The following is a 25,905-nucleotide window of genomic DNA, read 5'->3' as shown; positions in this document are numbered from 1 at the left end:
GGGTTTTTTTATTGATACACAATGCCGGTAACCATAAAAAAACCCACTCATTGCTGAGTGGGTTTTTGCCATACCGTATCGAACTGATTTCCCTTTACTGGGCCATCACCTGAGAACCCATGGCTGTTGCACCTTCTTTGGAGCGCACTGGCGATATTTTGCCAGACTTGATGTCGTCGTACCAGGCATCATGATGAGCCTTGGCCCATGTTTCATCCACATAGCCGTCGCGCATGGCCTCAAGCGCACCTTCCATACCGATAGAACCGACATAAATATGCCCCATCGACATGATGATGAACAACAGCGCAGCGCTGGCGTGAATCACATGAGACTGTTGCATCAACAGACGTTCCTGGTCAAAGTTCGGGAAGTCGAGAATAAGGCCAGTTGCAGACACCACGAGGCCAAGCACCGTGACACCACCCCAGAACCAGATCTTCTCGCCCATGTTGAAGCGGCCTGCCGGTGCATGACCGAACAAACCACCACCCTTCTTGAGCCATTCAATGTCGTTTTTCTCTGGCAAATTGTCTTTCACGTACATGATGAAAAACACAATGATGCTGACCGCAAACAATGGACCCACAAAGTTGTGAATCACAATGCTCATGGAGGCGAGCCATGAATTGAGCGTTAAGCCCATCCACGGTGCCAACACATACTTGCCAAACATTAACAACAAGCCCGTAAGCGCCAAGGCAACGAAACTGAATGCCATGGTCCAGTGGGCCACACGTTCTGCCGAAGTAAAACGCTCAATCAACTTACCGGTACGTGGCTCAGGCAGCTTTACAGGACCTTTGACCAAGTGAGCACCAACAATCAACAGAAAAACCACTGCAACGGCCCAGCCGCCATAGTAGGAAATCCAGTCATTGCGCATTTGGCGCCATGTTTCACCGCTTTTGTTGATCAACACACCGGTTTCACGGCCTTTGGTGACTGTGGTGAATGAATCACCCGACGCCACGTCGGACCAAACCGGTGAGTTGTTCAGGGGCTGCGTTTGCTGCTTCTGGACTTGCGCTTGCGCGCGTTCAGATGCATCTTGCGCCATGGCCCCCATTGACCACAGTGAGCACACCGCGAAAACCAGCGCGGTGAACAAGGCCAACATCGCCTTGCTCATGCCTGGCTTTGCAGCAGCCCGAATGGTTGAATGTGTCATGATTGACTCTCCTTATTTGGCCTTTGCCGAATCGCCAGTACGAACGTATTCGTTCTGTGCTTTGGCTCGGACGTTCAGGTTGTCTGCCCAGCTTTCCTTGTCACCCGCTTTGAAACCACCGGCGGTGAATTCACCGCCGCCAGTCACATAAGCCGGTGTGTCGGCCTTGCCTGCATACCCCTTGCCTTCGTTGGCATCTTCCAGGGGTGAGCAACCAGTGGCCAAAACCAGGCCCGCAAAGGCCCCGGAAAGGATCAACTTGCTACGAAGCGCCATAATTACGCGCCCTCCTTGGCAGGTTGGCCATAAGCAGAACTCCAGCCCCACACTTCAGCGCCTTTGCCGCGAACAACCACACGATTGCGGAAGATGTCGGAGACTACGTCACCGTCACCAGCCAACAAGGCTTTGGTTGAACACATTTCGGCGCACAGTGGCAGCTTGCCTTCGGCCAAGCGATTGCGACCATACTTCTCGAACTCGGCTTCGGAAGCGTCTTCTTCAGGACCGCCTGCACAGAATGTGCACTTGTCCATCTTGCCACGCTGACCAAATGCACCTTCCTGAGGGAATTGTGGTGCACCGAATGGACAGGCGTAGAAGCAATAACCGCAACCAATACACAGGTCCTTGTCGTGCAACACAACACCTTCATCGGTCTTGTAGAAGCAGTTCACTGGGCATACGGCCTGACAAGGCGCGTCTGAACAGTGCATACAGGCTACGGAGATTGAACGCTCTCCGGGTTCGCCGTCGTTGATGGTAACCACGCGGCGGCGGTTGATACCCCAAGCCACCTCGTGTTCGTTTTTACATGCGGTGACGCAGCCATTGCACTCAATGCAACGCTCGGCATCACACAGAAACTTCATTCGTGCCATTTTGTTATCTCCTTTGCATTAGTGCTTAAACCAGCTTTTCGATCTGGCAAACGGTGGTCTTTGTTTCCTGCATCATGGTAACCACGTCGTAACCGTAGGTTGTCGCAGTGTTTACCGCCTCTCCACGTACAACGGGTGCCGCACCTTCCGGGTAGTACTGCAGAAGGTCTTTGCCTTCCCAGTGTCCAGAGAAGTGGAATGGCAGAAACACAGTGTCTGCGCCTACACGGCGTGTAACCAAGGCTTGCACCTGGATCTTCGCACCGGTTGGTGTAGTCACGCGAACCTGATCGCCGTGTTTGATGCCACGGTCGTTCGCTGCCTTGGGGTTGATTTCAACAAACATGTTTTGTTGAAGTTCAGCCAGCCATGGGTTGGAACGAGTTTCTTCACCACCACCTTCGTATTCCACCAAACGACCTGAAGTCATGATCAAGGGGAAAGACTTGCCAATGTCGGCATTCTTTTCCTGAACAGACTTGTACAGGGTCGGCAAGCGCCAGAAGGCTGCCTTGTCGTCGTGTGTTGGGTACTTGGCAACCAAATCGGGTCTGGTGGAGTACAGCGGCTCGCGGTGCTTGGGCACTGGATCCGGGAAGTTCCACACCACAGCACGGGCCTTGGCGTTACCGAATGGATGGCAACCGTGCTTCATGGCCACGCGCTGAATACCGCCGGACAGGTCGGTTTTCCAGTTTTTGCCTTCGGCTTCGGTTTTTTCTGCCTCGGTAAGGTCGTCCCACCAACCCAACTGCTTGAGTAGGTCGGCTGTAAACTCGGGGTGACCGGTTGTAATTTCAGCACCCACTGGGTGTGATCCAGCCTCGGCCAACAGGTTGACACCGTCTTTTTCAACACCGAAGTTGGCGCGGAAGTTACCGCCACCGTCCATGACCGATTTTTCTGTCGAGTACAGGTTGGGTGAACCGGGGTGTTTGATGTCGGCTGTGCCGTAGCAAGGCCAAGGCAAACCGAAGTAATCACCATCACATGGGCCACCTTCGGCTTTCAATGTGCGAACGTTGAAGGTGTGCATGTTTTTCATGTGCAGCTTCAAACGCTCTGGACTTTGACCGGTGTAGCCGATGGTCCATGTGCCTCTGTTGATCTCTTTCAAGACGGATTCCATTTCTGGCTCCATCATGCCGCCCTTGCCCTTTACCAGTGTGAAGCTGCGGCTGAACTCGTCTGCGAACCCAAGCTTCTCTGCCAATTGCTGCATGATCATGTGGTCAGTGCGGCTATCGAACATGGGCTCGATCACCTTCTCGCGCCACTGCAGTGAACGGTTGGAGGCTGTGCAGGAACCGGCACACTCGAATTGTGTGGCTGCAGGCAGCAAGTACACTTCGCGGTTGGGGTTCAGGCCAGCAGGGTCGCCGGGCATCGCTGCCATGGAGGCGGTTGCTGAAGGATAAGGATCAACAACCACGAGCAAGTCGAGCTTGTCCATGGCTTTCTTCATGTCCAAACCACGGGTTTGTGAGTTCGGTGCATGCCCCCAGAAGAACAGGCCGCGAAGGTTGCCGGATTTCTGATCAATCAACTCGGGGTTTTCAAGTACACCGTCTACCCAACGCGACACGGTCATACCGGCTTTGGTGGTCATGCCCTCTGCATAGCGGCTCTTGATGTATTCGTAATCCACACCCCATACGCGGCACCAGTGTTTCCAGGAGCCTTCGGCAACGCCGTAGTAGCCTGGCAGTGAATCTGGGTTTGGACCTACGTCGGTCGCGCCTTGTACGTTGTCGTGTCCACGGAAAATGTTGGCACCGCCACCAGACACACCAATGTTGCCCAAAGCAAGTTGCAAAATACAAGATGCGCGAACCATGGCGTTACCAATGGTGTGCTGGGTTTGACCCATACACCACACAATAGTACTGGGGCGGTTCTTGGCAAACATCTCAGCCACTTTGTACATTTGCGCTTCGCCCACACCACAGGCTTCTTCAACTTTATCAGGAGTCCAGTTGGCCAACACTTCAGCCTTGATCTGGTCCATGCCGTAGACACGGTCGTTGATGTACTTCTTGTCTTCCCAGCCGTTTTTGAAGATGTGGTGCAACAAGCCAAACAGGAAAGGAATGTCTGAGCCAGAGCGAATACGCACGTATTCGTCTGCGCGCGCAGCAGTGCGTGTGAAACGTGGGTCAACCACGATCATTTTCGCGCCTGTTTCCTTGGCATGCAGCATGTGCAACACAGACACGGGGTGCGCTTCAGCTGCATTGGAGCCGATGTACAAGGCGCACTTGGTGTTCTGCATGTCGTTGTAGGAGTTGGTCATTGCACCATAACCCCAAGTGTTCGCAACGCCAGCCACCGTGGTGGAGTGGCAAATACGCGCCTGGTGATCACAGTTGTTGCTGCCCCACATCGATACCCACTTGCGCAGCAAGTAAGACTGTTCGTTGTTGTGCTTTGAAGAGCCGATGATGAATACGGAATCAGGACCGTTTTCTTCACGCAGTGCCAGCATTTTCTTGGCGATACCGTCGAGCGCTTCGTCCCAGGAAATTTTCTGGTACTTGCCGTCCACCAATTTCATGGGGTATTTCAAACGGTACTCACCGTGGCCGTGCTCACGAAGCGCCGCACCCTTGGCACAGTGCGCACCCAGGTTAATGGGGCTGTCGAACACCGGATTTTGGCGGATCCACACGCCATTCTGCACTACCGCATCGGTGGCGCAACCCACTGAGCAGTGCGTACAAATTGTGCGTTTGATTTCAATTGCGCCGCCAGCTGTGCTGCCTTCAGCAGCCGCTTCAGCGCGTTTGACCATACCAAACGGCAGGCTGCCCGCAACGGCACCCGCACCCACGCCAATTCCGGAGCGCTTCAGGAAAGCGCGGCGGTCCATTGTGGCACCCAAGCGCGACCCAATTTTATTGAGCAGGCTGTGGTTGTGATTTGGGATCACTTTGGCCACTGTCTTGTCGTCTCTTCTCTTTAACATCCTGGTCTCCTTGAGTTACACCAGCAAGGTTCTGTAATAGGTTTTCACATGCTCAGAGAGCTGGTAACCCTTCGATTTCTTTTCTGTGCCTGCGGCAGCGACTTGTTCGGCCACTTCAGGTTGTTTACTTACCACCAGTGCAGCACCGGCAGCAGCGACACCCACACCGGCACCCACCAGGAACTGGCGTCGTGCAAGCTTGGGTTTGTCTTGACTTATCATTTTCTTGGTCATCTCATCACCTCCAATCAAACGGCACTTTCAAAATCGAAAGACTGTGTTTCAACATCAAAGAACACGCGAGCCAAACGACCCACAGTTTTGTAAAAATCGGTATTGCTGGCTGCCTCTATGTCGTCGGCCATGCGGCCATACCAGCTCGCCATGTGGGCCTGGAAGAACGCACGCTGCTCTGCAAACGACACAGGTGGCTCGTCCGCCAAAATCAAATAACGCATCACTTCGCACAGAAAAGCGATGTGGTCTTCGGTTTCCACCAAAGCTTCGTCGCGGGTCAGTCCAAACTTTGCCAGGTCATCGCGCAAGGCAATCAAGGGCTTTTCGTTCAAAAAACCAGCCATGTAATACGAGCCATACAACATCACTTCGGGGCGACCCACGCCAATGAAGTTGTCGACAAATTCCTGATTGATTTTCTTGCTGTCGAATTGCTCCACCACGCGAATGAGCTCGGAAAACTCGAAGCCCAACGGTGTTGTAATGTCGAGCGTGCCGCGATCAATTTCACGGAAACGGGCCAGAAACTCATCGTTTACCTTGCCGGAAAACAATTGGGACAACAGGCCATAAAAATCGGCGCGAGCCCAGTCTTCGCCGGCGATCAGGTTGTCATCCTGTTGAACCTGGGTGGTCATTTTTTCACCTCAAATATGGTCATTTCATCTTTGGCGCTATACATGTCAGTTACGCGGCAATCGGCGCACATTTTCAGCCGGTTTGCATTTCGTTCAAACATGCTGTGCGCACTCAGTTTTGCAAACATGTTCTCGATCATGTGCTTGGTGCCAAACGCTTTTCCACAGCTGATGCAGTGGAATGGCTGCGATTCGTTCAACACACGCTTTTCGCGAGCTGCCGGGCCAAGCAACAGCTGTGGCACCAATTCCATTGCATTTTCGGGACAAGTTTCAACACACAATCCACACTGAACACAGTTCCGCTCAATGAAGCGGAGCTGAGGCAATTCGGGATTGTCGATCAGTGCTGAAGCTGGACAAGCGCTGGTGCAGCTCATGCAAAGCGTGCATTTGTCTTTGTTAACCAACACGGCACCAAAGGGTGCGGAAGCGGGCAATGCTATTGGTTCTTCAAAATCGAGCTGAGCATGCTTTTGAGCGTGCTCTGCCAGATGATCCACAGCGAACTCCATGCGGGTTCGCTTGTTGGAAGACAGCTCGAAGCTGGCAGCTTGCACACCGGAAGCGACCAAATTCGACGGCTGGAACAACTGCTCGGTTTGCCCAACAGCAAGAAGGCGGACACGGCGCTGCAAACCCATGGCTTCGAGCAGCGTATTTACCCAACCTACTTGTGCGCCAAGCGGCTCACCATAATGGGCCCCTTCCAGCGCAGATTGCACAATCGTAATTCTGTCTACACCAAAAGCCAGGGCCGACAACCACAAGTCTGGGCCCGCACTTGCACTGTGATTCAATTCGATGGGCAACAAACTAAAATCTGAGGAAGCGGACTTGCCGGCATTGATTGCCGCCATTTTTTTGGCTGACTCAAGCCAGTTGTGTTCAAAGTCTGGGCCGTGAAACACCAATTCCAACTTTTTTCCACCATTTGCACGAAACGCTTTCACAGCCGTTTTAATCGCGCGCCCCTGCGCAGTTGCGGGGCTCAATGCAAATTGAATTGCGCCGGTTGGGCACACTGTAGTACAGGCACCACAACCTAGACAAAGATGCGGATTTACCTCAATTTTTTCACCGGCAGATCGAATTGCCTTGGTACTGCAGGCGTCGATACAGTTGCTGCAGCCCTCTTTGTTCGAACGGCTGTGCGCGCAAATGCCCGACTTGTAATCAAAAAACTTGGGCTTCTCGAATTCACCCACAGTTTGAACTGCGTCCAGCATGGCTTCGAGCATGAGTTGCTCGCTGTCGCCCACATGCCAATAACCCAAAGGCGCTTGGCGATCAGCAAACAAGCCCGGCATGGTGCAGTCAATGACCATGTCGTATTCGCGCGCTGAAACCAAATTCATGTCGGAAAAAGAAATGGCTTTGAACTCGCCACACGCCTTGATACATGCACCGCTTTGATCGCAACTGCCGAGGTCAATCGCAAAGGAGTCTTTGGAGATCGACTTTGTTGGGCATGCATCAACACAAGCGCCGCAGCGTGTGCACATTTCCATGTCCACAGGGTTTGTTTTTCGGGTATTCAAGGTGAACGAACCCAAGTAACCCTCGGCTGAATCAACAGCCAATGCCAGCACATTCAAATCACGCTTGGCTGGCAACACAACGCCAGAGGCATCAACAACCAACAAATCAACGGTGAGGTTGTTGGCCAGCGTTTGGGCATGGTGAAGCTGCTTGTCGGTTTGCGAAACAACAGCAATGCGGCCTTGCGATTTGAACAGCACGGCCGGGACGGGTTCTACCTGAAATTCAGTTTCGTAGGCGGCGAGTGCCGCAACGGCTGCGGCTGCCTCGGGAGAGGACTGCGGGCCGGGCTGACCTCTCAGCAATCCGCGCAAATTTACGAATTCAATTGTTTGGGTGTTTGAAGATGTGTCTGAAACAGATTCGAACACCGCCTGTTCCTGAGTACACCCTACGAAACAACGCGCACCGCTGGACCGGTTTTTTGAATCAAGAATCTTGGAAATACCATCGCGACAAGCACGCTGAGCGGACAAAAACCGTACTCCGTCGACGCTGACGTTTTTCAACGCCTTGTCAACTGTCTCGCCGCTTCCCTGGCAACCACACACAAACACATCCGAGTTGGTCATCTAAAACTTCTATTTTGGTTATTTGGCAATTAATTGCAAAACTTGTGCCACACCCACCCCGTAATTTTTCTTATTTAAAATCATTGGACTAGGAGAAGGGGCTTGTATACAAGGAAGGCATGTGGTGCATTTTGTCTGTATCGACATGGACAATCGATACGACAAAATGTACCAAATGAAGATCATTTTTTTGGAAGATTTTCGAACGATCGTTCTGTTAACTGTTCTTGTGAATCAATGGCTTGCGATTCATTAGGGATTACCCTCGGGTCGCCCTCGGTTTGTGTATTTTCTTCACCGGTCTGTGCTTCGTTTTCCGGTTTGTCTAGCACAGGCGCTGGAACTTCCGGCAACTCATCAACCGACCCAGGCAAGGCATTCAAACCCTCTTTTATGTCACCTATTTTCGGTAACTCAAGGTCTGGGCGACTCAACAATTGCTTTGACAACGTCATCTTGCCAATGTCCTCCTGACTCAACGGAGTGAACTTGCTGTAGTCATCAATGTAAATATCCAAACCGTCCATGACATTGAATTCCGGGCGGGAAAACAGAGCTTTGAAGGCCTTGTTTTTCAACTCTGCGGATACTTTGTCCACCATAAACGCCTTGATATCACCGCCCTGCTCCACTTTTGTTAAATCGGCTTCGGTGGGCAAAGGAATATCGACTTGGGGCTCTTTCGAGACCGCCACCGCAGAATCGCCACTGGAATCGCGATTCAACTCAGCAGGGGGCTGTTTAATGCTCAGCTCACTGCCGCCTTGGATTGGCTCCGAGAGGTTTTCAAGTTGTTTTTCCTGCTCTTTGGCCTCCAGTTTTCGCTTTGACCACCTGCTTAGAAAATTATCACTCATCGCTTTAACTACGCTCCCCAGGTTTCACAAAAGACTGTGGGCGCCGGCGCTGCTTGGGCTCGGGTTGATACCTCGCCTGCACCAACTCAGCAAGCCAACTTGCCACGGGGCCGGGCAATGGAAGCGTTTGGACTTCCTCATTCGAGTCCATCCAGCGCGCGGCTTCGTCATAACTTAACGTTGCTTCAAAAACCGATGGTCTCAAGGTCTTGTTGTCTTCGGGATAACGTACGCAAAAGAAAACATAGGGCACTTCAGTATCAAGGTTTAAAAAATAGCCTTGCAATTGGTCTTGGTACACCTCAACTTTAAGGGTTTGCACCAGTTCTTCATCACCTTGTTCCAAGGGTACTTCCGCCGGACACATGTCAAGAACCTGCCAGCGAAAAGGCTGCCAGGGCGACTGTTGCATTACTTTTCCGATTTTTACTTTGATCGCCAGTTCACCCAGCACCAAAAAATTTGCACTCAAAAAACACCTCTGCGAGTTGCCGGTGCCCGCCAGTACGGGCACAATTCATGGTTATTAGATTAGAAGATACACCACAAGTATCACAATAGGAGTTTGCCCCATGGGGCGAGGGATTGAACGATGACAGACCGAGTTATTCAACTGGTCCAGGACAATTCGCGCGTAATTCCATTGAATTTCAGCGCGCCCGCAAGCAGTGAAGTACCCGCAAAAGATCATTTCAATCGCAGGCTTCATGACTTGCGCATTTCTGTCACTGACCGCTGTAATTTCCGTTGCGTGTACTGCATGCCAAAGTCGATCTTCGACAAGGATTACCAGTTTTTACCGCATAAAGACTTGCTCAGCTTCGAGGAAATCGAACAGGTGGCCCGTCAATTCGTGGCCTTGGGTGTAGAAAAAATCCGCCTGACTGGCGGTGAACCGTTGCTGCGCAAAAACATCGAAATACTGATCGAGAAGCTGGCCCGCTTGCAAACACCCAACGGCAAGCCTGTTGAAATTACGCTGACAACCAATGGCACCCTGCTTCGAAAAAAGTCCAGAATATTGAAAGAGGCTGGACTGAACCGCGTCACTGTTAGCCTGGATGCGATCGATGATGCCGTGTTCAAAGCAATGAATGATGTCGACTTTTCGGTCAATGAGGTACTGGATGGTATTGAGGCTGCTTACGAGGCTGGCCTGGGGCCGATCAAAGTAAACATGGTTGTGAAAGGCGGCATGAACGATGACCAGGTCCTACCAATGGCCAAACACTTCAAGGGCACACCGCACATTCTGCGCTTTATTGAGTACATGGATGTAGGCAGCAGCAATGGCTGGAAAATGGACGAGGTGGTGCCTTCAGCACGCATCGTGAACATGATTTCCCAGCAGGTATCCCCATTGCAAATGCTGGATGCGAATTACACCGGCGAAGTTGCAGAACGCTGGAAGTACAGCGATGGAAACGGGGAAATTGGCGTTATTTCGTCGGTAACCCAGGCCTTCTGCAAAGATTGCACACGCATTCGCCTGTCGACCGAGGGCAAACTTTACACCTGCCTGTTTGCAAGCAAGGGACATGATTTAAAACCGCTGATTCGTTCAAACGCATTGCCTGAAGCAATTGGCGAACAACTGAATCATGCAATCAGAAACCTGTGGGCTGTGCGGGCCGATCGCTACAGCGAAATTCGAACTGAAAACACCACGCAGCCAAAAGACAGAATCGAAATGTCTTACATCGGCGGCTGAGGAATTGATTGAAGCAAGTTATGGCAGCACACATACAAACCACCCATGCAAGCATTCCCAGCACCGTTGAAATTACCGCAATCAACGAACGTGGCGAACAGGTACCCGTTCAAATTTCCGGAGAGCACCCGCTTACCCTGTACTTCGACAAAAAAGAACTGCTGACCATCATGACTCTGGGCGCGCAACCCGAGGCCTTGGCGTTGGGTTGGCTGCGCAATCAACGACTGGTTTCCGACCCATCGGAAATTTCAGCCATTCACGTGGATTGGGAAACAGAAAGCGTTGCAGTTACTTCTACCGTGCTGAAGACCACTGGCCAGACAATTTGGGAAACCACAGAAAAAGCCCAAAAACTGGAGAAGAAAACAACCACTTCCGGATGCGGTCAAGGCACTGTATTTGGCGACTTGATGGAAGATCTGGACAAGGTACATTTAAGCAATGCCTACAACTTGTCGCAAGACGTGCTGTACGGTGTGATGGACCAGGTGAGGAAACACGAATCCATATACAAACAGGCAGGTGCGGTGCACGGTTGTGCGCTTTGTTCCAACAGCGGCGAGAATCGCGGAGAGATATTGCTGTTTGTTGAAGACGTGGGCAGACACAACGCAGTGGATGCCATTGCCGGTCAAATGTGGTTGCACGGCATGACTGGCGAAGACAAAATTTTTTACACCACCGGGCGCTTAACCTCCGAAATGGTGATCAAGTGCGCCCAAATGGGCATACCGGTGTTGGTGTCTCGATCCGGGCTGACGCAAATGGGCTATGAAATCGCCCAAAAACTGAACATCACTATGCTGGGTCGCTGTCAGGGCAAGCACTACCTGCTCTACAGTGGCACGCATCGATTCAACACTTTAACCAACACACAATTCGCATGAGTATTTCACTTGATGACATCACTGGCGTTATCCTGGCAGGCGGAATGGGCCGTCGCATGGGTGGCATTGACAAAGGACTTCGAAATTTCAAAAACGCACCGCTGGCGCTTCATGCAATGATGCGTTTGAATGGACAGGTCGGCAGCATGACCATTAACGCCAACAGAAATATCGGTGTATACGAAGGGTTTGGCATTCCTGTCATCTGCGATCAACAACCCGATTTCGCAGGGCCTTTGGCAGGTATGCAAACCGCCCTTGGCTATGCCACTGTGCCTTTTTTGGTCACGGTACCTTGTGATGTGCCAATGTTCCCAATGGATTTGGTGGAAAAGCTGGGCGCACCGTTTGAAAAGAATGTGGGATTGATGTTGACAGTGGCCGCGACCAAGGGTCGACACCACCCGGTGTTTTGTATGATGCGCACCGAGTTGCTACCCAGCATGGAAGAGTTTTTACGCAAGGGTGGGCGAAAAATTGACGCATGGTACGCCAACATTCCTCATGAAGCAGTCGAGTTTGACGACGAGGCTGCTTTTCACAACGTCAATACCCTTGACGAACTTAAAGAGCTTGAGCAGAAATCCTGAGTAGCAGAACAAAGCATGGAAACTGATTTTCAAACGGTCGATGAAGCAAGGCTGAAAATACTGGCGCTTCTTCAGCCTATTACCGGGACACGCACCGTAGCCATTCGAGAGGCGCTCGACCAGGTGTTGGCAACAGACTTGCTGTCACCCATCAATGTGCCAGCACACGACAATTCCGCGATGGACGGCTATGCTTTCAGCGGGCACTGTATTCAAGCTGCAGGCATTACCAATCTGAAAATGGTCGGCACTGCTTACGCCGGAAAAGCCTTCAACGGCAATTGCGGCAAGGGTGAATGCGTGCGCATCATGACTGGCGCAGTAATGCCCGAGAATTGCGACACAGTGCTGATTCAAGAAAATGCCACCGTCAGTGGCGACACCATCAGCTTTCCGCCAGGTGCCGTCAAAGCCGGGGACAACCGCAGATTGGCGGGGGAAGACCTGACCATCGGGAAGCCTGCCCTGCCCGCCGGTAAGGTGCTGCGCCCAGCAGACTTGGGTTTAATTGCCTCGTTGGGTATCGCGGAAATTGCCGTACGCAGAAAACTGCGGGTGGCTTTTTTTTCCACTGGCGACGAACTCCGATCTTTGGGTCAACCCCTGGATGAAGGCTGCGTGTATGACAGCAACCGCTACACATTGTGGGGCATGCTGACACGCCTGCGATTCGTTGAATTACTGGATATGGGCGTTGTGCATGATTCACCTGAAGCGCTTGAGCAAGCCATGCTTCAAGCCATGGAACAGGCAGATGTTATCGTGACTTCGGGCGGTGTTTCTGTCGGCGAAGCCGACTACACAAAACACGTGATGGAAAAACTGGGCAGCGTGAATTTCTGGAAAATTGCCATGCGCCCCGGTCGCCCCATGGCTTTTGGTCAAGTGCACAACAAAAACACAGGTGATTCAGCATATCTGTTTGGTTTACCTGGCAACCCGGTGGCGGTCATGGTCACCTTTTACGCATTTGTTCGTGACGCCTTGTTCAAATTGGCTCACGCAAATACCTTACCAATTCCCATGGTCACCGCAAAACTTGCGCAGAACGTGCGCAAGCGCCCGGGGCGTACCGAATATCAACGCGCCCGACTCGAGATGACTCAAGGCTCTCCAATTGCACACCTTACAGGTGCACAAGGTTCCGGTATTTTGCGCAGCATGTCTGAATCCGATTGCTTGCTGGTGTTGGCCCATGATCAAGGTGACTTAAAAGCAGGCGACTCGGTGCTGGCCCTGCCGTTTGAAGGCTTGATTTAAGTTCCCAATGAACCCCACCCGGGGGAGTGAACCAAGTGAGTGATTTTCAGGGGTAAGTTCAGGCGCTACCATGGGCGCTCTTGAATTCAGGCCCCTGACATGCTCCAAGACCCCCGCCCCATCAAACCGTTACAACACACCCTGTGCAGTGTGCTGGAAGAGTTAGGGCTGGAGTTTCTGCCCAGCCAGTGGGCACTGCAATCCGAGCTGCTTGAGTCTGGCGACGACGCTGAACTGAATCACGTGTTGGGCTATCTTTCCGCCTGCAATATTTCCCGGCAACTATTTCACGAGGTGTCGCCCGGGGAAATCAAACACCTGGGCCCATTCACCCTGGCCATGTTGCACAACGGCCAGTGCGGTCGGCTTGAAGAATTGATTGCACGTCATCCTGAGCAAACCGCCTTGAAATGGGCGCTTCAAATTGACTCGATCAAACCCGACAGCGTCCACGCCAACACCAACCACACTCCCTCAGGCCTGTTCCACTTTTGGCAACAACTTCGCGACAGCCCATGGTTACGCGAAGCGCTGAATTTCGAGAACGGAAGCTTCAAGCCAGTGATCTACGCATCACTGCTAATTAACTTGTTGGCCTTGGCTGGCCCACTGTTTTCGCTTCAGGTGTACGACCGGATCATTCCCAACCAAGCCTACGCATCAATGATTGCATTGCTGATGGGTGTATTCCTCTGCCTGGGGTTTGAACATGCGTTAAAGCATGCCCGCCACCGCCTGATGGAAATTGCCGCGACATCAATTGACGCCCGCTGCACCACACACCTGTCAAAAGCACTCCTGAATGTACCCATTCACAAAACAGAACCCACTTTGCTGCTACAGCATCTTCGCTCGTTTGAACAACTGCGAGAATTGATCACAGGTGTATTCCTGCTGGCCTTGATTGACTTGCCTTTTCTGGTGCTGTTTTTGGCAGTAATCGCGCTGATTCACCCAGCGTTTTTATTGATCGCTGGTGGCGTTATTGGATTAACACTGTTATTCGTAGCAACCTCGCACAGAACAATGTCCCGGCTAGGGCAAATCCAGATGCGGCAAAGCCGCGAAACTCAAAGTCAATGGCTGGATTCACTGGCCTGCCTGGACAACATTCAAGCCCATGGCGTGCAACAGGCTCACAGCCAATTGCTCAACAAACTACAACTTAAGTCGCGATTAAGCGGCAATGCTGTGCGCGATCAGCTCTTTTCAGTCAACCAACGCATACACCTGCTACAGCAAAGCAGTTGGGTGCTTACAATTTCGCTGGGGGTTTACTTCATTGTTGAGAAACAACTCACAGTGGGTGGATTGATCGCAGTGTCGATGTTGACCATGCGCTGCTTTGCCCCCATTCAAAAACTGCAAGCGCACTTGGTGCAAACGCATTCAGCCCAATCCAGTTTCGAAGAACTTGACCAGTTTTTAGGCCAGCAAAATCAAGCCAAAACACAACGTCACGCGCTTGAACGCGTGGATGCCATTGCGCTTGAATCAGCCAGTGTGCTCAAGCCTGGGCGCAACAACACTACAGCACAACCCTTTGACTTCATACTTCGCGCCGTGAGCTTGAACCTCCATGCTGGTGACCGACTCGGAGTTATTGGCACCACAGGTTCAGGAAAAACCTCCCTGCTGAAACTACTGGCACAACAGCTGAAATGCGACCTGGGTCAACTGGCGGTCAACAAACTGTCTGTCGACCATATTCACGCCAGTGAATTTCAATCCAAAGTGGGCTATGCCAGCCAACCTCCGGTGTTGATCAAGGGTAGTTTGCTCGACAACATTCGCTTCATGCGCCCAAACATTGGCACCGCAGACTGCTGGAAAGTTTTACGGCAACTGGGCCTGAAAGAATGGGTAGACCAGCACCCCGACGGAATTCACATGGTGATTGAAAGCCAAGGCAACAATTTGTCCTCTGGGCAAAAACAGGCCGTGTCGCTGTGCAGGGCACTGGCTGGTCAGCCGCAATTGGTGCTTCTCGACGAACCCACCGTGTGTCTGGATCAACACATGGAAAACCAGCTAATGCAACACCTGCAACAACTACCGGAACAAACTATTCTGGTGTTTACCACGCACAAACTGGGGCTACTTTCTTGCGCAAACAGCTTGGTTCTGATGCACAACGGGCAAATACACACACAAGGGGAAAAACCTGAAGTACTGCACGCCGCCAACGCACTTGCCACGCAGCGCAAACAAGAAAGGCAGATTAAACAATGAGTATTCAAAACACAATAAAGGGGATTATTCATTGGTTTGCGGGGAAAAGTGAGCCGAACCACATGCCTGCTACAGCCGCGCTTGAACAATCACGGCTGTGGCAACAACAACAAGTGATCACCAGGCGACTGGTGCACTGCTGTGCGCTCACCTTGCTGGCCTTGCTCGCCTGGTCTGCGATTGCAACAGTGCCCCAGGCCGCGCATGGCGAAGCACGGGTAGTGCCTTCGCAGCGCTTGCAAGTGATTCAAACCGTGGACGGCGGGGTGATCAACCAAGTGTTCGTACGCGAAGGCCAATTGGTGAAAGCCGGTGACAAACTGGTGCAAATCGACATCACCCGCTTTTCATCAAGCCTGAAGGAAAAGGAGGCGATCGATGCCTCGTTTCAATTTCGGGAAGCCAGGTTAATGGCCCAACTTAACAAAACCGCACTGAATCTGCCTGCGGCTTTGGTTCAACAATTTCCCGATTTATACATGCAAGAATCCAAGCTGCTGCAAACCAAATTGCAAGAGTGGGCTGCGCAGACACAAATTTATGAGCAGCAACTTGATCAACGTCAACGCGAGCTTGATGAAGCCCAAAGTAATGCCACTGCGGCCAAACGCAATCTGGAAATATCCGAACAAGAATTGGGCAGCATGCGGCCTCTTCTAAAAAGTGGCGCGGTGTCACCAATCGAAGTGCTTCGTCTTGAACGCGATGTGGCCAAAGCCAAAGGCGACTTTGAAGGCGCCAATGCCCAGACTAATCGGCTTCATTCCGCGATTCGTGAAGCTCGCCAAAAAATTGAAGAAATTCGCTTGAAACAAATCAATGAAGCGCGCACTGAACTGTCCGAGGTCAAAGCGCGACTGGCCAGTCTGGAGCAAAACCAGATCGAACTTTCCGACCGGGTAAACCAGGCCACATTGAAAACCCCAGTAGACGGACTTGTACAGCGCATTTTGTACAATACCCGCGGGGCCGTTGTACCTGCAGGAAAGGAAGTGATCGAAATTGTACCGATTGATGAACAATTGGTTTTCGAGACTCGAATTAATCCGAAAGACATTGCATTTATTCGCCCCGAACAACATGCCAATATTCGTGTAACCGCCTATGACTATGCCATTTACGGCGCACTTGAAGGGACCGTGGAGAGTATCTCCGCAGACAGTTTACTTGACGAATTTGGCCGACCTTACTTCAGTGTAAAAGTCACGGTGCAACGCCAGCAGGTGCACGAAAAAATCCGTTTAATGCCTGGCATGGTTGCCAATGTGAGCATTGAGACCGAAGACCGAACGGTGTTGTCCTACCTCACCAAGCCGGTTTTACGGGGTTCGATCCAAGCCTTCACTGAACAGTGAAGCAAAGCCAACCTTACAAAATAACTCCATAGAGTTAACTCTCGCCCATCCTGACCCAATCACCTGTTTGGCACACAGTGGATTTGGAACCAAACTCGCGACTCGATCACTTATCAATGACATCGAATCCGAGGACCCGTATGAGCGAGAAGCCCGTTGTGAATGCCCAAGAATGCGACCCAAGTACACTGGGACTGGCCAGAAAACCGCGCCCTGCCCTGAAACGCAAGCCGCAAACCGAGGTGGTTGTACAACTGGGGCCATTTACCGATGGACAGATTACCGCCCCTGAAATGGTTCGCCCCCTGGAAGGACCAACCGAATGGCTGATCAAACCGAAAACCGGTGAAATTGTGCCTTTCGATGCGGGTACCCCACCTGACAAAGATGTTGTTCGCAAATACATTACCGTAGAAGCCCAAGACAACGATGTGCCAGAAGACCTTCCGAAATTGAGCGAAGGCTATGTTGTGGAACGCGTCAGCCAGGACCCACTACCCAGCATGGATGGCGAAGTGGGCGAAAACGGTACCGACACGGTCCGCGTGGTTGAAAAAGAAGGTCCTGCCAGTGTGGAATGCAAAGACATGCCACCCCCAACACCCGTGGATGAAAATGAAGAACCGCCGCCCGTAGACCCACCCGTCGACGAAGAGGAAGACTGCGAATGCCCCGCACCGCCCACCTGCCCCCCAGTAGATGAGCAGGAAGAATGCAAGACCGATCCGGATTGCCCCGAAGTAGATGCGGTGAATGACTGTTCGAGTACCAAGGTAGATTGCCCAGTCATTGTCGACGTGCTCGACAACGACCTGGGCTGTGGCGAATTGAAAATCACCGAAGCGAGCGCAGAAAACGGAACAGTTGAAATCAGGGACGGCAAATTGCACTACACGCCCAACGAGGGATTTTGTGGTGAAGACGTTATCAGCTACACCATTGGTGACGACGGTTGCCTGACCGACACCGCCCATGTGTACATGAATGTTGAGTCAATTGACACACCCGTCAGTGACAGTGACTGCCCCACAGACTACACAGAAAACGCCGCTGACACGGGCGACACCAAGATGCACGACTATGAATACTCCTCCGAAGAATATTCGGTCGATGCCGTCGCACAAGCCACTCAAGAAAAAGTGCAGGCTTATCTGGAGCATGCCCAGGAACAAGCCAACGAACACACCCAAAGCAAAGCAGGATGGGCTTCAAGTTTCAGCGCCAGTGACTTTGACTCTTCATCCTGTGTACCCGCCGAAGACGCAGTTGCGGTGTGCTGATGCAATTTAACGAACGAGCCAACATGAACACAAGCCACACGCCAAACACCACATTGAGAACCTTGCCTGCAGCAATGTTTCTCGCCCTGCTCACTTTCAGCGTGCCCGCTGCATGGTCCCAGGAAAATCAGGCCACTCCTGCCGTAGAAACGCCCAATCCCTTGCAACAAAGCGTAATCAGGGGTTTGCAAAACAGCCCCACACTAGACGCCGATGTGCATGCGCTTGAGGCACAAATGGAGGAAGCAAACGTGGTCTTTGGCACCCTGCTGCCCACGGTCGATGCGCGGGGTTCGGCAGGTCGGGAACGCACCAGCATTGAGAACTCGGACACACGCACCTACAACGCAAATTCCTATGGAATTGAGGCACGCCAAAACCTTTACAACGGGTTTGCCTCTCAGGCCCGCTACATGGCCGCCCATTCCGGGGCCATGCAAAGTTATTACCGATACATCAACAAGGCCAATCAGGTGGCCTTTGAAGCGTCCAGTGCTCATGTGGACGTTTCCCGGTTTCAGGCCCTTACTCTACTTTCAGAAAACAATCTGAAATACCACCAGGACCTGATGAACCGCATTGAAGAGAAAGTGAAAAGCGGAGTTAGCCGTCAATCCGATCTTGAGCAGGCACGCAGCCGATACACCTTGGCCTTGGGCAACCTGGCGACCGAGAAAGCGAACACATTTTCGTCGATGGCAAATTACCAGCGAATTACAGACACGGTTTGGCCTGTGAATCAAGCAGGGGAATATGTTGTTAACGCTAACTTTGAAGTCGAGAACAAAGAACGCCTGGTGTTCGCCCTGAACAACCACCCCTTGCTGAAAGCCTCTAACGCGGCAATTACCACCGCCAAGCAGGAAGTGACAGCAGCCAGCGAAGGCTTTCACCCACGCCTTGATCTGCGCGCGAAAACAGATGTGTACAGCAATTACTTGTCTACCTTCGATGAGCGGCAAATTTCATCCATTGACTTGCTGGCAACAATTAACCTGTACCGCGGCGGTGCCGACAACGCCTCCCGAAATGCCGCGATCAAACGACGACTTCGCAGCCTGGACGACAAGCTGATTATTTGCCGCGCCATTCGCCAGTCAACACAAACCTCCTTGTTCGACGTGGTCAGTTCGCAAAAAAAACTGAATTACTTTCGTGAGCAGGCAGCGGCAATTACCAAAGCACGTGCCGCATACGAGCAGCAATTCGCCGTGGGGCGGCGTAGCCTGCTCGATTTGCTGAGCGCGGAAAATGAGTACTATCAGGCGCAACGCGCCCTGATCAATATTGAAGCGGACTTAAGCATTTCAAAACTGAAACTGCTGGCGGCCACAGGACAACTCACCACGCTGTTTGCAGTTGATGAGCTGGTCAACGCTGACGAACCCACCAAACGCAATGTCTTGTTCTACAAAGAACAAACACAGAGCGGTGCGGAAGCAGAAGGCTGCCCGGCCAGTTTGATTAATCTTGAAGATTTTGATTTGCCCAATATTGGATTCGACGAGGCGCTGAAGTCAGTCGATGCCAGCAATAGCCTGCCCCCGATTCAGTTGGCTCAGCTCAACGACGGTGGCCCCACTCAACAAGTGGCGGCATTTGGTGACCCTGCGGAAGTATCAAAAAGCCTGATCGACAAAACGAAAGCGTGGGCCTCAGCATGGGAAAACAAAGACCTGAACAGCTACATTGCGTTCTATGCACCCAACTTCAAACCTGAAGAAGGAAGCTACGAAGCTTGGGTAAGTCACCGGCGTGATCGAATTTCGAAAGCGCAAGGAATCGACATCGAAATTTCAGACTTGCAAGTCATTCCCAGTTTCGACAAACCCGATGAATATGAAATCAGTTTTGTTCAGGATTATCAGGCGAAGTCGTATCAGGAACGCTCAAAAAAAGTACTGACCTGGAAAGAAGACAAAGGCATTTGGCAAATTATTCGTGAACAAAACATGCCTTTTACCACCGCGCAAACCCAAGGTAAAAAGGGTTTGAATCTTGCACAGGCCAAGGTCGAATAATTCAATAATCGCTAGGCCATCAGGCTGCGGGCCAACACTCGCAGCCGCTCGTACATTGCACACTTGCTCAAGCTCAAACTTCCCGACTCAGAAAATACTGCGGCATTGCCTGTATTGCCGCCTCCCCTGAAACCATCCAAAGCGCTGAATTCGCCACCCTGTTCCACGCCACCTTCGGCCACTCGGCTTGCACGTACCACACTGACCCCATTGAGCAACAAACGGCGTAACACTGAAACACAATCGTCAGGAATGTTGCCATGGCCCGGTGCAGCAACAATTACAGAGGCAGGCTTGCGACTCAAAAGGTCATTTAATTGACGCAAAGGACCGTTTCCAGGCACGCAGTACACCACAGGGACTTCCATGGCTTCGAACAGGGGGTGCCCGGTTGCATCGTCATCAAATAGTTTTGAAAACTGACCTTGCGCCCCTGAATCCAAGGGCGAACTCATCGCCTCCTGGCTGTTCAGGCAATTTGAATCAGGCACCACAGAATAAGGTCCGTCGAAGGCATCGAAACCCGCTGTACTTTGCTTCTCCACGCATGCCGCAGGCGTAAACAAGCCCTGCATGAACAAGCCAAACGGCATGGTGCTGTTTGGCTGGCGACCCATCAAACATTGCTCGATAAAAGCCAGTGCACCACGCAAGTTTTCTGGACCATCGGCTTGTTCGGCATCGGCAGGCAACATGGCGCCGGTGAACAGCAAAGGTTTACTAAAGGCTGAAGTGGGCAATGTAAGGTGGAGGAAGTACAGCATGTCTTCCATGGTATCGGTGCCATGCGTCACCATGACCGCGTCTACCGAGGGCGATTGAAGCAAGCGCAAGAGAACTGAACGCAGTTGCAACATGTGCGACAGCTGCAGGTTTTGACTACCAATGCTGTAAGGTTGCTCAAAATGCCACTGTGCGCGGCGCAACAAATCGGGCATGTCAACTACAAGGCTTTCACCGCTGCGTTGGGCTGATTCATAAGCCCAGGTTTCCGATCCTTCGGTCAAAGCACCGGCAATGGTGCCACCTGTGGCCACCAATGCCACGCGGGGTAAGGTGTCAGGTGTTTGCGGGCGCATCGTCATCATCCAGCGGGTCCACCTTGCAGTCGTTGAACCCCAAAACACTCAGGGCATCTTTCTCGGGCAACTCATCAACGCCTTTCAATTTGCGTTGCATGGCGCGTGAACGAACTTCTGCGCCCTCAATATTTTTAGCGGCTTTTTCCAGGGTATCGCGCGTTTTGGCAAGAATATCGCCAAATTTACTGAACTCAGTTTTGACGGCGCTAAGCACTGTCCACACCTCGCTTGAACGTTTTTCCAATGCCAGCGTTTTAAAGCCCAGCTGGAATGCATTCAACAACGTGGTCAAAGTGATTGGGCCAGCAACGGTAACCCGGTGCAAACGCTGCAGGTCATCGACCAGGCCTGGGCGCTTCACCACTTCAGCATACAAACCCTCGGTGGGCAAAAACAGAATGCCGAAATCGGTGGTGTAAGGCGGGGCCAGGTATTTTTCTGCAATTGTTTTGGCTTCGGCGCGTATGGCCATGTCCAATGCTTTGGATGCGGTGGCCACGCCATCGGCATCTGCCCGGTCAAAACATTCAAGCAGGCGCTCGTATTGCTCTTTGGGGAACTTGGAGTCGATGGGCAACCACACGGGTTGGTCATCTTCCTTGCCCGGCAGGCGCACTGCGAATTCAACAATGTTGTTGCTGCCCGGTACAGGTTTAATATTGCGGCCGAACTGCGACGGTGTCAGCATTTGCTCAAGCAATGCCTGCAACTGCACTTCGCCCCAGGTGCCACGGGTTTTCACATTGGTTAAAACGCGCTTTAAATCGCCCACACCTGTGGCCAGGGTTTGCATTTCACCCAAACCTTTGTAAACCTGTTCAAGCCGCTCGCTGACCTGCTTGAACGATTCGCCCAAGCGGGTTTCCAATGTGGCGTGCAGTTTTTCATCCACCGTTTTACGCATCAATTCCAGCTTGCTGGCATTGTCGTCTTGAATGTCTTTGAGCTTTTGTTCAACCGACAAACGAATTTGCGTAAGCTGATCTTGAATCAGGGTGTTGGTGCGGTGCAGGGTTTCAGAAAACTGGTTCAGTTTCTCAGATTGAATTTGATTGCCCTGCGTGAATTGACCCACAATAATTTGCTGCAAACCATGTGCGGCCTGCTGACTCTCGGTGCGCGCTTGGGCAAAAGTTTGCTGTAGCAGTTCAGACTGTTTTCCTTGCCGTGTTTCCATGTCTTGATTAACAAGACGCAGTTGCTTGCCCAACTCTTCCGAGACGAAACGCTGCTGGGCCTGCGCATCCATGAGCTCATCAAGATTGCTCAACACCTGTTGTTGAAATTGGGCAAGCTCGGCCGAATTGTCGGCTGACATTTTTCGGTACACCAGGAAAAGACCGATCAGGACCACAAGCAACAGCCCCAGAACTGCCCATATCAGTGAAGCCTCCATGCTTACTCGCCCTTGATTGAAATGGTGTTCAAACCCTTGGCGCTGCCCTCGGGATCGGGTTTGTTACGCATCCAGTCGGCTGTGCGGAAAAATGACAACATCAACCCTTCAATGACTTTCTCGGGCAGTTGCATGGCACGCAAGGCATTGACCATGCACAACAGCCATTGGTCACGGTCCTCACTGGAAATGGGAAAGGGCATGTGGCGCATGCGCAAACGCGGATGACCAAACTGGGGCGAATACAAGTCGGGACCACCCAACCAGCCCGACAGGAACAGGTAAAACTTTTCGCGTGAATGATTCAGATGAACCGGGTGCAGCTTGCGAATGCGCTCGAAATCGGGGTTTTGATCCATTTCGTCGTAAAACAGATCAACCAGCTTGCGCACCCCCACCTGTTGGTCTTCTGGCGTGTCGCCGAAGTAAAGAATGGGCGGCTTGGGTTGCGCGTCGTCGCTTGTGTTGGTGCTGGTGCTGCTTGAATCGTTGTTGCTCATGGACATGCCGGCCTGAATTTGGGTCTGGGTAATGCGGATAATCTACCCACATTGTACCGGCATGTAACATGCTTTACGCGGTGGCTTGCCTCAAGGTTTGCATCACCGGTGCGCGGCACACCTTGTTCACTGACCATGCACCAAAAACCACCGACACCGCAGCACCTGCCACCACCCCAGCAACAATGTGCATGGGCGACAGGAAATATTCAAACTCGAACACAAAATGCGCCACGCCCCAGCCCAACCCCTGGGCGGCTATTGCAGCCACCAAGCCAGCCAAAGCACCCAGCACAGAAAGCTCGAGCCATGCGGCACGCTGAAGTTGTGCAGTAGAAGCACCCATGGCGCGGTAAATCGCGGCTTCGCGGGTGCGCACCCGTGCACCTGTCATGACGCAGGCCACCACCACCAAGCCACCTGCTGCCACAGTGAACAGAAATACAAATTGAACAGCCTGCCCCACCTGCCCCAGAATTTTGCGAAGCTGGGTGATCACCAGTTCAGTGTCCAGCACGGTCAAGTTGGGGTAACTGCGCACCAACTCACGCGACACAGGAATGGCTTTGTCTTGTTGCAAACTGACCGAGGTAATCCAGGTTTGCGGGAAACTTTCCAGCACTTCGGTCGGAAACACCATGAAGAAGTTCACTTCCATGGAATCCCAACGCAGTTCGCGAATACTGGTAATTTCAACCGTGAGCGGTGTGCCTGCAATGTCGAAAGTCAGCTTGTCGCCCATGGCGAGCCCCAAGCGCACGGCCACACCATCTTCTACTGAAACCTCGGCCTTGGCCTGCGTTTCGTCAAACCATGCGCCTTCTGCAAGGGTGTTGTGCGTGGGCAATGTATCGGCAAAACTCAGGTTCAGTTCACGTTCCACGGTATTGCGGGCACGTTCATCAGCAAAAGTTTCCGCAGTAATGATTTCTCCATTGATGGCGCTTAAACGGCCACGCACCATGGGATACAGGTTTACGGGATTCTGGCTTGCCGTATTCAGGGTTTGTTGCACGCCCTCAACTTGATCAGGTTGAATATTGAACACAAAACGATTGGGTGCGTCTTCGGGCACGGCTTCTTGCCAGCGGTCAATGAGATCACCCTGCACCACAGCCAGCATCAACAATGCGGCAAGGCCCAACGCAAGGCTTACACCCTGCAACACCAGTGTGCTGGCACGTTTGGACATGCTTTGAAACACCGCAATATTGGAACCTTTGGACGACCTGCCCCGCCCGAAATAAGCCAAGGCCTTGAGCAGGCCCCAAAACAACAAGGCAAACACAAGGGAGGTGCCAACAAAGCCGGCGAACAGCAACAGGGCCAACACCACATTGTTCACAATCAGCAAACACACAGCAATTGCCGTGAGCACGCCAAACAGCACAGACAACACCAATTGCCCGCCACTGCTTTTAAGCGTTTGATGACGAATTACTGCCACTGCCGGTGCACGCAAGGCATACCAGGTTGGCACCGCAGCAAAACCGAACAACAGCAGTGCTGACAGCAAAATACCCATAGGCAGGTAATACAAACCGGCCAGTGGCAAATCAACCCCCACCAGTTCGGCCAGCAAGGCCAGCAAGCCCCAGTGGGCCGCCCACCCCAAGGCCACACCCAGCACACCTGCACCCAGGGTTAACAGGCCCATGCCGATGACCCACATGCGCAACAGGCGTTTGGGCGTGTAACCCAGGCTTTTCAGCACGGCCAGTTCGCTGGCCTGCTCTTTGGCAAACAAATGCGCAACAAGCGCAATGCCCACGCAGGCCACCATGGTGCCGATCAGCGCGGCCATGGCCAGAAAATCATTGGCGCGTTCTAAAGTATTGCTGATCTCCGGACGCCCGTTTTCAAGGGTTTCAATTTCCTCGACAGGGGTTAACTGGGGAGTGAGTTCAGTGATCAGTTGGTCAACCAGGGGTTGAGCGCCCGTGAAATAAATTCGCCAGGTGGCGCGCGAGCCAAGGCCCAGCAACTTCGATTCGCCCAGGTCGGCGGTATTCATCATCACGCGGGGGGCAAAATTAACAAAACCACCGCCGCGGTCAGGCTCTACCAGAATGACGCGCGTTACCGGGCGTGTAATTTCGCCCACCTGAATTTCATCACCCAATTGAACATCCAGCGAACCCAATACGCCTTGGTCTACCCAAAGCTCGCCTTGTGGCGGACCACTGGCCACTTTTTCATCCTGCCCCTGTGCGTTGCGCACTGTCATTTGTCCACGCAGCGGATAAGTGTTGTTCACTGCTTTCAGAGACACCAGCAGATCAACCCGCTCGGAAGGGACCACGCTGGGAAACACCACGCTTTGCGCCTGCTTCAAACTGGCGTATTCCGGCTTATCCAGCACGGAAAGCCAAGGTGCGGCATCCACATTGCGTTTGGATTCAATGACCAGGTCTCCGCCCAACATTTGGCTGGCGTCGCGCACCAAAGCCGCCTCGATGCGGGCTGAAAACACCCCCACGGAGGATATCGCGGCCACAGCCAAGACCAAGGCCACGAACAAAATGCGGAACGATGCACGGCGTGATTGCCGCGCCCAATATTGAAAAGACTGCATGGGGAAAGCGCTTGCTGGGTAAAACACCAGTTTAGGACAAAGCGCGGGGATACAGGTTCCCCTGAATATTGCGGCGCAGTAATTTCTTCATGAATAAAACACGCAAAAAATTGACCGATCGTGCTATTTTGAGTGCTGACTCCAACAATA

21 protein-coding genes are annotated in these 25,905 nt (G+C 52.4%); 8 read left to right on the top strand and 13 right to left on the bottom strand.

Annotated elements, in window-relative coordinates; genetic code table 11:
• Nucleotides 1-94: 94 nt before the first annotated feature.
• From ACVL1J_RS09460 to ACVL1J_RS09420, 9 genes are all read right to left on the bottom strand, one after another.
• Nucleotides 95-1,171, bottom strand: coding sequence for a formate dehydrogenase subunit gamma (locus ACVL1J_RS09460; RefSeq protein WP_159570461.1), 1,077 nt, complete (start codon nucleotides 1,169-1,171; stop codon nucleotides 95-97).
• 12 nt (nucleotides 1,172-1,183) lie between these two features.
• A complete protein-coding gene (locus tag ACVL1J_RS09455) occupies nucleotides 1,184-1,447 on the bottom strand; it encodes a hypothetical protein (protein ID WP_159570464.1) in 264 nt (87 codons plus the stop codon).
• A gap of 2 nt (nucleotides 1,448-1,449) precedes the next feature.
• On the bottom strand, nucleotides 1,450-2,052 hold the full coding sequence (fdh3B, locus tag ACVL1J_RS09450; RefSeq protein ID WP_159570467.1) for a formate dehydrogenase FDH3 subunit beta: 603 nt from the start codon (nucleotides 2,050-2,052) through the stop codon (nucleotides 1,450-1,452).
• Nucleotides 2,053-2,077: 25 nt separating this feature from the next.
• A complete protein-coding gene (locus tag ACVL1J_RS09445) occupies nucleotides 2,078-5,017 on the bottom strand; it encodes a formate dehydrogenase subunit alpha (RefSeq protein ID WP_341236639.1) in 2,940 nt (979 codons plus the stop codon).
• A 15-nt stretch (nucleotides 5,018-5,032) separates the two neighbouring features.
• Entirely contained in the window at nucleotides 5,033-5,251 is a 219-nt protein-coding gene (locus ACVL1J_RS09440; RefSeq protein ID WP_341236638.1) for a twin-arginine translocation signal domain-containing protein, read from the bottom strand.
• Between the two features lie 14 nt (nucleotides 5,252-5,265).
• Nucleotides 5,266-5,892: a TorD/DmsD family molecular chaperone gene (locus tag ACVL1J_RS09435; RefSeq protein ID WP_341236637.1), complete on the bottom strand. Its 627-nt coding sequence runs from the start codon at nucleotides 5,890-5,892 to the stop codon at nucleotides 5,266-5,268.
• Nucleotides 5,889-8,006, bottom strand: coding sequence for a 4Fe-4S binding protein (locus ACVL1J_RS09430; protein WP_341236636.1), 2,118 nt, complete (start codon nucleotides 8,004-8,006; stop codon nucleotides 5,889-5,891). Before ACVL1J_RS09430 ends, ACVL1J_RS09435 begins: the two co-directional genes overlap by 4 nt.
• Before the next feature lie 182 nt (nucleotides 8,007-8,188).
• A complete protein-coding gene (locus ACVL1J_RS09425) occupies nucleotides 8,189-8,863 on the bottom strand; it encodes a DUF3306 domain-containing protein (protein ID WP_491665313.1) in 675 nt (224 codons plus the stop codon).
• 4 nt (nucleotides 8,864-8,867) lie between these two features.
• Complete coding sequence (locus ACVL1J_RS09420; protein WP_491665312.1) at nucleotides 8,868-9,377, bottom strand: DUF3305 domain-containing protein; 510 nt, start codon at nucleotides 9,375-9,377, stop codon at nucleotides 8,868-8,870.
• Between the two features lie 78 nt (nucleotides 9,378-9,455).
• On the opposite strand from ACVL1J_RS09420, the gene moaA reads away from it, so the two are divergent.
• The 8 genes from moaA to ACVL1J_RS09380 all read left to right on the top strand — a co-directional run bounded on the left by moaA (nucleotide 9,456) and on the right by ACVL1J_RS09380 (nucleotide 20,202).
• Nucleotides 9,456-10,574: a GTP 3',8-cyclase MoaA gene (gene moaA, locus ACVL1J_RS09415; protein WP_341236633.1), complete on the top strand. Its 1,119-nt coding sequence runs from the start codon at nucleotides 9,456-9,458 to the stop codon at nucleotides 10,572-10,574.
• A 20-nt stretch (nucleotides 10,575-10,594) separates the two neighbouring features.
• Entirely contained in the window at nucleotides 10,595-11,464 is an 870-nt protein-coding gene (locus tag ACVL1J_RS09410; protein ID WP_159570488.1) for a formate dehydrogenase accessory sulfurtransferase FdhD, read from the top strand.
• Entirely contained in the window at nucleotides 11,461-12,054 is a 594-nt protein-coding gene (gene mobA, locus ACVL1J_RS09405) for a molybdenum cofactor guanylyltransferase MobA (RefSeq protein WP_159570491.1), read from the top strand. The genes ACVL1J_RS09410 and mobA overlap by 4 nt, the downstream gene beginning before the upstream one ends.
• A gap of 15 nt (nucleotides 12,055-12,069) precedes the next feature.
• Nucleotides 12,070-13,314, top strand: coding sequence for a molybdopterin molybdotransferase MoeA (gene moeA, locus ACVL1J_RS09400; RefSeq protein WP_341236632.1), 1,245 nt, complete (start codon nucleotides 12,070-12,072; stop codon nucleotides 13,312-13,314).
• Nucleotides 13,315-13,413: 99 nt separating this feature from the next.
• Entirely contained in the window at nucleotides 13,414-15,546 is a 2,133-nt protein-coding gene (locus ACVL1J_RS09395; protein WP_474562466.1) for an ATP-binding cassette domain-containing protein, read from the top strand.
• A 62-nt stretch (nucleotides 15,547-15,608) separates the two neighbouring features.
• Nucleotides 15,609-16,901: an HlyD family type I secretion periplasmic adaptor subunit gene (locus tag ACVL1J_RS09390; RefSeq protein WP_159570500.1), complete on the top strand. Its 1,293-nt coding sequence runs from the start codon at nucleotides 15,609-15,611 to the stop codon at nucleotides 16,899-16,901.
• A gap of 140 nt (nucleotides 16,902-17,041) precedes the next feature.
• On the top strand, nucleotides 17,042-18,181 hold the full coding sequence (locus ACVL1J_RS09385) for an Ig-like domain-containing protein (RefSeq protein WP_341236630.1): 1,140 nt from the start codon (nucleotides 17,042-17,044) through the stop codon (nucleotides 18,179-18,181).
• Between the two features lie 23 nt (nucleotides 18,182-18,204).
• On the top strand, nucleotides 18,205-20,202 hold the full coding sequence (locus tag ACVL1J_RS09380; RefSeq protein ID WP_341236629.1) for a TolC family protein: 1,998 nt from the start codon (nucleotides 18,205-18,207) through the stop codon (nucleotides 20,200-20,202).
• A gap of 11 nt (nucleotides 20,203-20,213) precedes the next feature.
• On the opposite strand, the gene ACVL1J_RS09375 is transcribed toward ACVL1J_RS09380, so the two are convergent.
• The 4 genes from ACVL1J_RS09375 to ACVL1J_RS09360 form a co-directional block, all read right to left on the bottom strand.
• Nucleotides 20,214-21,281, bottom strand: coding sequence for an asparaginase domain-containing protein (locus ACVL1J_RS09375; protein ID WP_341236628.1), 1,068 nt, complete (start codon nucleotides 21,279-21,281; stop codon nucleotides 20,214-20,216).
• A complete protein-coding gene (locus tag ACVL1J_RS09370; RefSeq protein ID WP_341236627.1) occupies nucleotides 21,262-22,680 on the bottom strand; it encodes a DNA recombination protein RmuC in 1,419 nt (472 codons plus the stop codon). Before ACVL1J_RS09370 ends, ACVL1J_RS09375 begins: the two co-directional genes overlap by 20 nt.
• Before the next feature lie 2 nt (nucleotides 22,681-22,682).
• Nucleotides 22,683-23,180, bottom strand: a complete 498-nt coding sequence (locus ACVL1J_RS09365; RefSeq protein ID WP_394672450.1) for a group II truncated hemoglobin — start codon at nucleotides 23,178-23,180, stop codon at nucleotides 22,683-22,685.
• Between the two features lie 73 nt (nucleotides 23,181-23,253).
• Nucleotides 23,254-25,755: an ABC transporter permease gene (locus ACVL1J_RS09360; protein ID WP_341236625.1), complete on the bottom strand. Its 2,502-nt coding sequence runs from the start codon at nucleotides 25,753-25,755 to the stop codon at nucleotides 23,254-23,256.
• Nucleotides 25,756-25,905: the final 150 nt, after the last annotated feature.

It is taken from the genome of Limnobacter sp. G6BE5S (assembly GCF_058448965.1).
The sequence above is the reverse complement of the archived record's forward strand: the minus strand, read 5'-3'. Positions and strand labels throughout refer to the sequence as shown.

Coding starts and splice junctions, on each gene's coding strand:
- ACVL1J_RS09460 (WP_159570461.1), bottom strand. CDS start 1,171: ATGACACATTCAACCATTCGGGCTGCTGCAAAGCCAGGCATGAGCAAG.
- ACVL1J_RS09455 (WP_159570464.1), bottom strand. CDS start 1,447: ATGGCGCTTCGTAGCAAGTTGATCCTTTCCGGGGCCTTTGCGGGCCTG.
- fdh3B (WP_159570467.1), bottom strand. CDS start 2,052: ATGGCACGAATGAAGTTTCTGTGTGATGCCGAGCGTTGCATTGAGTGC.
- ACVL1J_RS09445 (WP_341236639.1), bottom strand. CDS start 5,017: ATGTTAAAGAGAAGAGACGACAAGACAGTGGCCAAAGTGATCCCAAAT.
- ACVL1J_RS09440 (WP_341236638.1), bottom strand. CDS start 5,251: ATGACCAAGAAAATGATAAGTCAAGACAAACCCAAGCTTGCACGACGC.
- ACVL1J_RS09435 (WP_341236637.1), bottom strand. CDS start 5,892: ATGACCACCCAGGTTCAACAGGATGACAACCTGATCGCCGGCGAAGAC.
- ACVL1J_RS09430 (WP_341236636.1), bottom strand. CDS start 8,006: ATGACCAACTCGGATGTGTTTGTGTGTGGTTGCCAGGGAAGCGGCGAG.
- ACVL1J_RS09425 (WP_491665313.1), bottom strand. CDS start 8,863: ATGAGTGATAATTTTCTAAGCAGGTGGTCAAAGCGAAAACTGGAGGCC.
- moaA (WP_341236633.1), top strand. CDS start 9,456: ATGACAGACCGAGTTATTCAACTGGTCCAGGACAATTCGCGCGTAATT.
- ACVL1J_RS09410 (WP_159570488.1), top strand. CDS start 10,595: ATGGCAGCACACATACAAACCACCCATGCAAGCATTCCCAGCACCGTT.
- mobA (WP_159570491.1), top strand. CDS start 11,461: ATGAGTATTTCACTTGATGACATCACTGGCGTTATCCTGGCAGGCGGA.
- moeA (WP_341236632.1), top strand. CDS start 12,070: ATGGAAACTGATTTTCAAACGGTCGATGAAGCAAGGCTGAAAATACTG.
- ACVL1J_RS09395 (WP_474562466.1), top strand. CDS start 13,414: ATGCTCCAAGACCCCCGCCCCATCAAACCGTTACAACACACCCTGTGC.
- ACVL1J_RS09390 (WP_159570500.1), top strand. CDS start 15,609: ATGCCTGCTACAGCCGCGCTTGAACAATCACGGCTGTGGCAACAACAA.
- ACVL1J_RS09385 (WP_341236630.1), top strand. CDS start 17,042: ATGAGCGAGAAGCCCGTTGTGAATGCCCAAGAATGCGACCCAAGTACA.
- ACVL1J_RS09380 (WP_341236629.1), top strand. CDS start 18,205: ATGAACACAAGCCACACGCCAAACACCACATTGAGAACCTTGCCTGCA.
- ACVL1J_RS09375 (WP_341236628.1), bottom strand. CDS start 21,281: ATGCGCCCGCAAACACCTGACACCTTACCCCGCGTGGCATTGGTGGCC.
- ACVL1J_RS09370 (WP_341236627.1), bottom strand. CDS start 22,680: ATGGAGGCTTCACTGATATGGGCAGTTCTGGGGCTGTTGCTTGTGGTC.
- ACVL1J_RS09365 (WP_394672450.1), bottom strand. CDS start 23,180: ATGAGCAACAACGATTCAAGCAGCACCAGCACCAACACAAGCGACGAC.
- ACVL1J_RS09360 (WP_341236625.1), bottom strand. CDS start 25,755: ATGCAGTCTTTTCAATATTGGGCGCGGCAATCACGCCGTGCATCGTTC.